At 34.6% G+C, this 8,397-nt stretch carries 11 protein-coding genes and 1 pseudogene; 5 read left to right on the top strand and 7 right to left on the bottom strand.

Annotated elements, in window-relative coordinates; genetic code table 11:
* The 5 genes and pseudogenes from HNS40_RS23370 to HNS40_RS21195 form a co-directional block, all read left to right on the top strand.
* A pseudogene (locus tag HNS40_RS23370) lies at positions 1-163 on the top strand (IS982 family transposase); the annotation flags it as partial.
* Positions 164-252: 89 nt separating this feature from the next.
* Positions 253-1,152 (top strand): C40 family peptidase, encoded by a 900-nt coding sequence (locus HNS40_RS21205; protein ID WP_172284720.1) that lies wholly within the window; start codon positions 253-255, stop codon positions 1,150-1,152.
* Between the two features lie 386 nt (positions 1,153-1,538).
* Positions 1,539-1,853: a YbjQ family protein gene (locus HNS40_RS21200; protein WP_172284719.1), complete on the top strand. Its 315-nt coding sequence runs from the start codon at positions 1,539-1,541 to the stop codon at positions 1,851-1,853.
* Positions 1,854-1,988 (top strand): hypothetical protein, encoded by a 135-nt coding sequence (locus HNS40_RS23565; RefSeq protein WP_256367566.1) that lies wholly within the window; start codon positions 1,854-1,856, stop codon positions 1,986-1,988.
* A 395-nt stretch (positions 1,989-2,383) separates the two neighbouring features.
* A complete protein-coding gene (locus HNS40_RS21195) occupies positions 2,384-3,034 on the top strand; it encodes a hypothetical protein (RefSeq protein ID WP_172284718.1) in 651 nt (216 codons plus the stop codon).
* A gap of 7 nt (positions 3,035-3,041) precedes the next feature.
* Here HNS40_RS21195 and arsB read toward each other — a convergent pair whose 3' ends face one another.
* The 7 genes from arsB to HNS40_RS21160 form a co-directional block, all read right to left on the bottom strand.
* A complete protein-coding gene (gene arsB, locus HNS40_RS21190) occupies positions 3,042-4,112 on the bottom strand; it encodes an ACR3 family arsenite efflux transporter (protein WP_172284717.1) in 1,071 nt (356 codons plus the stop codon).
* A 205-nt stretch (positions 4,113-4,317) separates the two neighbouring features.
* Positions 4,318-4,740: an arsenate reductase ArsC gene (locus tag HNS40_RS21185; RefSeq protein WP_172284716.1), complete on the bottom strand. Its 423-nt coding sequence runs from the start codon at positions 4,738-4,740 to the stop codon at positions 4,318-4,320.
* A 1-nt stretch (position 4,741) separates the two neighbouring features.
* Entirely contained in the window at positions 4,742-5,074 is a 333-nt protein-coding gene (locus HNS40_RS21180) for a helix-turn-helix transcriptional regulator (RefSeq protein ID WP_172284715.1), read from the bottom strand.
* 129 nt (positions 5,075-5,203) lie between these two features.
* Complete coding sequence (locus HNS40_RS21175) at positions 5,204-5,977, bottom strand: T9SS type A sorting domain-containing protein (RefSeq protein ID WP_172284714.1); 774 nt, start codon at positions 5,975-5,977, stop codon at positions 5,204-5,206.
* A gap of 9 nt (positions 5,978-5,986) precedes the next feature.
* Positions 5,987-6,781: a T9SS type A sorting domain-containing protein gene (locus HNS40_RS21170; RefSeq protein ID WP_172284713.1), complete on the bottom strand. Its 795-nt coding sequence runs from the start codon at positions 6,779-6,781 to the stop codon at positions 5,987-5,989.
* Positions 6,765-7,730, bottom strand: coding sequence for a hypothetical protein (locus tag HNS40_RS21165; protein WP_172284712.1), 966 nt, complete (start codon positions 7,728-7,730; stop codon positions 6,765-6,767). Before HNS40_RS21165 ends, HNS40_RS21170 begins: the two co-directional genes overlap by 17 nt.
* Before the next feature lie 6 nt (positions 7,731-7,736).
* Positions 7,737-8,090: a hypothetical protein gene (locus tag HNS40_RS21160; RefSeq protein ID WP_172284711.1), complete on the bottom strand. Its 354-nt coding sequence runs from the start codon at positions 8,088-8,090 to the stop codon at positions 7,737-7,739.
* Positions 8,091-8,397 lie beyond the last annotated feature (307 nt).

Here is an 8,397-nt window from a genome sequence, read left to right as displayed (position 1 = left end):
TGAACTAAAAAACATGTGCCAAATTGAACATTCTAGGCACAGAAGTTTTGAAAATTTTATCTCCAATATTATCGCCGCTCTTATCGCATATTCATTCTTTGCTAAAAAACCTTCTATAAAATATGATTTGGAGAAAGACGATCAATTAGCTCTGTTTTTATAATCGAACTCGGGTTTTTAGTTCAACTCATGCCAATTTTTAAGTCCCAAACAATATTTTCTCATAAAAATCATTATTAAGTAAACCTATTTATGAGAATTGCGATCATTTGCATCATGCTTTTGGGGAGTGTGATATCCTTTGGACAAGGGAAATATGCCAAAAAATCACAGAAGTTATATGAGCGGCACAAGTATGATAAGTGTATAGAGAAATCGAAAAAGTTTCTGAAGAAAGAAAAGAGGTCTGCCGAAATTCAACAATATATCACCCTTTCCTATTTAGCCATTTATGAGCAATCAGAAGCTAAGAGAAAATCTTCAAATCTAAAAAAGGCCCTATTAAGTTGGTCACGACAATGCAAGTATAATTCTGATTCTATAGACTATTCAAACATTGAAGAAAGTCTTCGCTTAGCCATTTTGGAAGATTTAAACCTAGTAGAAACCAAACAAAGACTCCTTAGCTATTATCATCATCAGCTAGCAGAAGTTTTTCTGGATACCACTGACTATTACAGAAGCCTATATTCCATGGCCCAGATATCTCCCATACAAAAGGATATCGGGCCGGTATTCGATTCTATCATCATCACCAATAAAAAAAGAAGACAATTGATAGAGGAGGCCAATGAATTAATAGGGGTGAACTATAAATATGGGGGAATCGATACCACAGGATTCGACTGTTCTGGTTTTACTCAATATGTATACAAAAGCATTGGAATAGAATTGCCCCATAATGCGAATCTACAATCGAAAATGGGAGCGGAGGTGAGTTTAGAAGAAGCACAAGCAGGCGACCTGATCTTCTTCGGAACTAAGAAAGCTAACCACGCTGGCATGATTTACCAAAACAATAATGGAGAAATAGAACTAATCCATTGCGCCTCAAGAGGAGTGAGATATCAAAATCATAGTGACCTAAACACCATTTATTGGCTAGAGAAAGTATTGGTAGTAAAAAGCTTGATTCATGAGGTTTTGGATTAAAGAAGCTGTCCACATTCTAGGTTTTCATTTCTCCGCGGATTTCCCCTAATTAGTCTCTGCTAGAAAACACCAAGTTCTTCCTTACTCTCGTTTTGAAAACAGTCATTTACAAAAGTAAACTCCTTGGTTTTCAAAACTTCGAAAGCCTCGACTTTGTCATTTTCTAATCAGAGACTTTAAAAATATTGAGTTTTCGTGCAAGCACTAATTAACACAGATTAAAAACCTTGGACAAATCTACTTTCCTTTATTTTCAATCATCGTAGACAAATTGCTATGCTTTTTAGCTCCTCCTTTTTTCTGAGCTTGCCCCTTGATTATATCTTATCATTAATCCTAGCCGTAAATTTTTGTATCTTTAGACTTCAATTTAAATCCTTAATAAAATGATTTTATCAAACACGGAAACTATTCCCAATAAAGAAATAGTTGAAATTCTAGGTATCGCAAGAGGAAGCACTGTTAGAGCCAGAAATATTGGTCGGGATATTTTTGCAGGTCTTAAAAATATTATTGGTGGCGAAATAGAAGAATACACCAAACTCCAGGCTCAAGCTCGCGAACAAGCACTACAAAGAATGATACAAGATGCTGCCATGATGCATGCAGATGCTATTGTAAATATTAGATTCACCACCGCCATGGTTATGCAAGGTGCTGCCGAAATATTGGCCTATGGAACAGCTGTAAAACTCAAATAAATGGAATTTTCTTCAATCATCATATTAGCAGTTTACGGATTTGGATTTATTACGGTCATCATTCTTTTGATATATCTTCTTTTTAGAAGAATCAAGATAAAAGAAACAGAAGATTTTGAGGAAAGGGATAATTAGGTTTCACCTACCTATCAAAAGTCAAAAAGTGGGAAGAAAACAATAAACATAATAAAAGATAGGTTACTAATCAGTAAGAATTACTATAGTTTAATTTTCCCTGATTTCCCCAACAGCTGACGCTTCGGTTAATGACGATGCTATCATTATCGCTACATTCATCGTAGCAGACAGCATCGTTCCGGCCCAAGGGGAGTCAGGGAAAAGATTCAGCAAAATGATTAGATTGAAAAATTTGATATCCTATTCTAATTTGATTTTTGAAACTAAAATCTGATTTTTTTGGCTCCCCATGGGGAAGGGGCAAAACAAAAAAATCATTTATTATGGGCGACTACAGTAAATTGATACTTGACTGATTAGTAACAAAGATAGTTTTAGTAAAAACACTTTCCATGATGAAAAAAGGTATAAAAACATTTCTTACTATCAGCTTAAGCTTTATTCTTCTACTTACTATTTCGGCATTTATCATCAGTGAGCCCAAACCTGATTTCAACATAAAGAATACGAAACAGATAGAAGCCATCTCCATATCAAAAATAGAAACAGAAAATACAGCATTGGGAAGTTTCAAGAGTGTTATGAATTTTCAGCAAAGCTCCACAAGAAATACCAATAAGGAGTTTTATGGGCAAGAAATTAGAATTAAAGACAATTCCAATATTGATCAGATATTAATTGGAATTTGTAATAACCTCATCTCTAGAATTGAAGTTTTGAATAAGGGTAAGCTTATTGAAACCAAAGAGCTAGGATTCATGAATAAAATGACTTGGGGCGAAATCCAAACCATGAACATTATATTTTATGACCAAAGAGATTCTAAACACCAAGGCAAGAGCAAAATTACAATGCGCTTTTATTCAGGCACAGGCTTCCTTGGTGATATCGGAACTATCAATCTCGATTTAACAAAATATGGAGATGTAAGTGGTGATAAAACAATATCTATATTCTCAAAACCTTTAGATATTGAAACCATTAAAAGCGAACCAGAGTTTTCCAATTTAAGTATTTGGAAAAACTATCAATCTTTCGATTAATAATTCTCTAAAAATACTTGGTCTTAAACCTCAAGGCCACATTCACCAAAGCAATCATTATGGGCACTTCAATGAGTGGTCCAATAACTGCGGCAAAAGCCTCCCCTGAATTCATTCCAAAAATAGCAATCGCCACCGCAATGGCCAATTCGAAATTATTACTGGCTGCAGTAAAAGATAGCGTAGTACTTTTTTCATAATCAGCTCCTACTTTCTTACTCATAAAGAAAGAGAGAAAGAACATGATTAAGAAATAAATGACCAAAGGAATGGCTATCAATACCACATCGAAAGGGATGCTAATGATGAGCTCTCCTTTTAGAGAAAACATCACAAATATGGTGAAAAGAAGGAAGACTAAAGTCAAAGGACTTATTTTGGGAATAAACTTACGCTCATACCAGTCTTTTCCTTTCCAAGAAGTCAATATTTTTCTACTCAAAAAGCCGGCAATAAATGGTATTCCTAAGTAAATAAACACAGATTCCGCAATTTGCAACATGGTGATATTCTCTACGATATCGTTGGTAGGAACTCCAAACCATCCGGGAAGAATCGCAATGAATACATAAGCATAAATAGCAAAGAAGAAGACCTGAAAGATGGAATTAAAAGCTACTAATCCAGCTGCATATTGTCGATCTCCTTTGGCTAAATCATTCCATACGATGACCATAGCAATACAACGGGCTAATCCTATCATAATGATACCATACATATAAGGCAGATTGGAATTGTTTTCTCCGGGAAAAGCTTTAAAAAAGAGGATGGCCAGAACAAACATCAGCACTGGACCAATAATCCAGTTTTGCACTAATGACAAGCCAAGGACTTTATAATCTCTGAAAACATCCCCCAATTCATCATATCGAACTTTTGCTAATGGAGGATACATCATTAGGATGAGCCCGATGGCAATGGGTAAATTGGTAGTGCTATCTTCAGATGGCTTTAAAGACTCCCAAAAGTCAGCTAATCCTGGAAATAAATAACCCGATAATACTCCTATTCCCATGGCTAGAAATATCCAAAGGGTTAGGTAACGGTCTAAAAATTTTAATCTTGATTTTGATGGCATAATGTTTATTTTTTTGTTCAAAGTTAAAGTTCAAGGTTCGAGGTTCAAGGTTCAAGGTTCAAAAATCACAATAACTATTCACTGTGAGTTGTTATCTCATCAGTTTTGCACCAGCCCTAAAGGGAGCCTGATGAGCGATTTTCTCCAATTAATAAATTAACTGTTCACTATTAACTATTAACTGTTAGTTGTTCACTGTTAGTTTCTAACTATTAACTATTTCCTCCTGATAAAACTTTTGGAAACCCACTCTAATCTCTTCTCTTACTCGTTCGAACTCGCTCCAGATAAATTCTTCGCTACCTTCGGCATGACTAGGATCGTCGAAGCCAATATGAAGACGGTGCTTTACTTTTCCAATAAAAGCTGGACAATTTTCGTTGGCCCCACCACAAACGGTGATAACATAATCCCACTCTTGCCCAATAAATTTATCTACTGAGTCAGATGTATGATGACTAATGTCAATACCAATTTCCTTCATGGCCTTTACCGCTTTCTCGTTTAATTTTCCTGAAGCTTCAGTTCCTGCAGAATATACTTCAAGGTTTTTGTCGAATGATTGTAAAAAGCCGTGAGCCATTTGGCTTCTACAGCTGTTTCCTGTACATAAAATTAAAATTCTCATATCAATCACATTTATTATTGTGAGCATCGAAATCCATTAAAAATTCTTGCATGATTTTCTTCAACTCGATTATACTTTCATTATTTAGGCAATATTTAGTATTAACTCCCTCTATATGACCTTGTATTAAACCTGCCTTTTTTAATTCTTTAATGTGCTGGTTAACGGTGGTTCTACTGAGTGGTAAATCATCAGAAATATCTCCACTCACACAAGTATTGGTTTCGGCTAGAAACTGTAAAATCTGTAAGCGAGCAGGATGAGCCAAGGCTTTAAATAGATCTGCCTTTTTCCTTAAATCCTTGCCGAATAATTCTGATTTCTTCTGTACCATTTCAAATGATTTGATGCAAATATATATAATATTCCAAAACGTGACGTATATTTACGTCATAATAATGATTAATTAACATTGGGTGGTGATTTTAATCCTAAATATATATTCTTTTGAATTGAAAAAATCCTAATTGATAATAATTTTATCGTAAGCCCTCTGACCATCACATTCTATTTCAAGGACATAAATGCCTTTTGTGAAATTTGAGGTATTCAGTGAATAAGCCTTCTGAAAAGAGGTTTCCAAAACTATTTTCCCAAGAGGATTGATTAGCTTAATCTTCATTTTTGATGGATACTGCTCAGAAACTTCAATATTTAAAAAATCGGAGCTTGGGTTGGGATAGACTGATACATGCTCTTTCAATAATTGGCTATTTACTCCATTGGCATCACAAGAATCTTTTAGTATTTGATGCTGTTGTAATACTGAATCTATAAAAACAGGTGTGATAGGCTGTATATTTGATATCAATATTTTTTCTGGATTTATCAAAACCAATTGCGGCCAATATTGTATTTGCCAATCGCTATAAACCTCTTCACCTCCTCCGTTTTTTCCACTCACGGCAGGATATATTCCACCATATTCTTCCTCAAAAGCCTGTACTTGTCCATCATAATGTAAAAGGTCGATGGCGAGAACTACCAATTGACTCTCGTTACACCCATACGACTTGTATACCTCACTAATTATAGGAACCAGCTCCCTACATTGGTCGCATGTTGTTCCATAGAAGTCGATACAAACATATTTACCCTCCTCTAAATAGGAATATAGATGATGGGAATTTCCATGAACATCAACCACATTAAAATCTGGAACAGTATCGTTAACTGCAGGTTGAGCAAATGAACTTGCTACGACGAAACAAAAAAGAACAAGGAGATATTGTCTCATAATATTGATTTATGGCAGTTTAAAGAATTTACCAGATTTCAGAATGTTTCCTTCTGAACTTATTGAATAAATATAAGTTCCTCCATACAGTCCCTCAATATCCATTTTTAAAATAGTTTGGCCTTGCCCAAAAACCTTTTCTTGGATTTTCCTTCCAGTTAAATCAAAAACTTTTAGTTTGTATTTATCTGAAGAAGCTTCTTTAATATCAATAGAGATGGTGTTGATGCTTGGGTTTGGAAAGACATCTGAGAATAGATTTTCTGCCTGATGGTTTTCTACAATATAACTAGCTTCGTCCATGCTATATTCCACTGTTACAGTAGCAGAATCATTGGGATTCAGCTCATCAAAAAAGGTATATGCTACCATTATATTTCCAAGCTGACCTTTGGGTTTATAATGGGCAGAATAAATATCAATAATTTCGTTACCTGAAATTTCAATGGCATGAACGGATTCAAAAGTGTAGGGTGCATAGCAGGTTTCCCAGCAAAAATAATTCTCAGTACCAGCTATGATTTTCAAGTGTGTTTTCTTGGTATGAACACCCATTGGAGCGTTAGACATATTTTTTACATCGATATCAATATCCACCTCATAAGCATAATAATAGGTAGTGTCGCCTTGAAAAACATAAGTATGCAAACTATCGGCTATCACATCACCTTCCATTAGAATAGTATCATTGTTCACCAAGATATCATTATGGTATAATTCTAAGCTTTGTGAATGGGCTGTTTTGGAAATCAATAAAATCAAAACAGAAAAAATAAATAGATAGTATTTAGTTGAATTTGTCATGATCAATGATTTTTTTGGTGTATTTATTAAAATTAAAGCTTTTTGTTATTCTTAAGGATACAGAAAATTTATTGGCAATTTGAATGCCATTCATATATCGATAAACGGGGATATATCCATTTACTGAAACCGCCAAATCTTGCATTAATGTGTAATTTACTTGAGGAATTAAATATACAACTTGACCTCCTGAGGATTCGACAATTTGGCTATTTTCTCTCTTAGCCTTATCTCTAGATTCGTATTGAATTTGAATCATTGTGTTTAACTTTCTAGAAATATTATAAGAGCCATAAATAGATAATACATAAAGGTTGCCATATTTATAATCAAAGTTTTCCGACTGTATTCTATTGGCATATTCAGCAAATACCTTAGCTGAAAGGGAGTATTTCTCAAACCTCTTCGACATAAATACACTGGCATTATACTTTAGACTTCCTGAGGAGGGTTGTAAGGAAATAGGGAGTTTCACATCGTCAACCTCCTGGTCAAAAACACCAACAGGAAGTTTAATTCCAATACTTGGTGTCACTTCAATCTTTTTGATGACATTTTTTATAGCAGAATATCTTAAGTTAAATTCTGCATCGCCTAATCCATAGCCCGTCATGTCGTTCCATCCCTCCACATTATAAAGCTTAGTTTTATTGATGAAATAACCTATCTGCCCATGAATACTCATTCTATTGGAAAGACCGTATGCCATGTCTATACTCACAAAATTATAAAACATTTGATCTGGAGAAACATCCGCTTTTTTGGAGCCTTCGTAATATTGATCAGAATAGCTATATTTATAGAACGGACTTATTTGAAACATTTTCCTTTGAATACCGGAAACATCACCAAATCCATTGAGGGGATTCCCAGCACCACAGCATTGTGCCTTTACTTCTGAATTGAAAAATATTGGAAGTAATAATGCTAATAATATATAAGGTTTCATAGCGTTTTATTTGAAGGGTAAGATGAGTAGCTTTATCTGCTTTGAATCGCTGTTTTCGCTATTAGAAACTGTACAAGTGATGGTATTGGTTCCGGTACAACAAGTTCCCGCCATATACTCAATTTGCGCTCCAGAACCATTGATTTCTCCATGGTCTGCTTCCCAATTATAAATTAAACTTTGTCCTTCTGCAGTGGCAAATACCTTAGTTACTTGCCATGCATTTAATACAGTATCGTTAGCCATTAAGCTAATCAATTTAACAGCCCCAACCCCTTCAGAAGAGGAATCATCCTTTTCACAAGCCAGAAGAGAACCTATGAACAGAACAAGTAGTAATACTATTTGTCTATTTTTCATTTGTTTGTGTTTTATGCAGAATTTATCACTTTTTTTGCCCTAAAATGATAAATATCAACTCTTTAATGTGCGATCAAATCTTATGAACTAACTCTATATGTAAAGGTTCTTTTTTGTTACTAATCTATTATCAAATTACAATAAACATTGATTTTTTTTGTTTTGCCCCTTCCCCGTGGGCATTAGCGTTAACTTAAGCAAAAAGCTCTTTCAATTTGTTGCTCAAAATTTAATCGATTTTTCCTTTTCTCATAAGTACAATACCTTGATAATTTAGCTAATGAGTCGCCTGGGATATTTGGGCTGT

Origin of the sequence: Lentimicrobium sp. S6 (assembly GCF_013166635.1) — a bacterium.
GTDB lineage: Bacteria > Bacteroidota > Bacteroidia > Bacteroidales > UBA12170 > UBA12170.
This window is presented reverse-complemented; position numbering and strand designations above follow the sequence as displayed.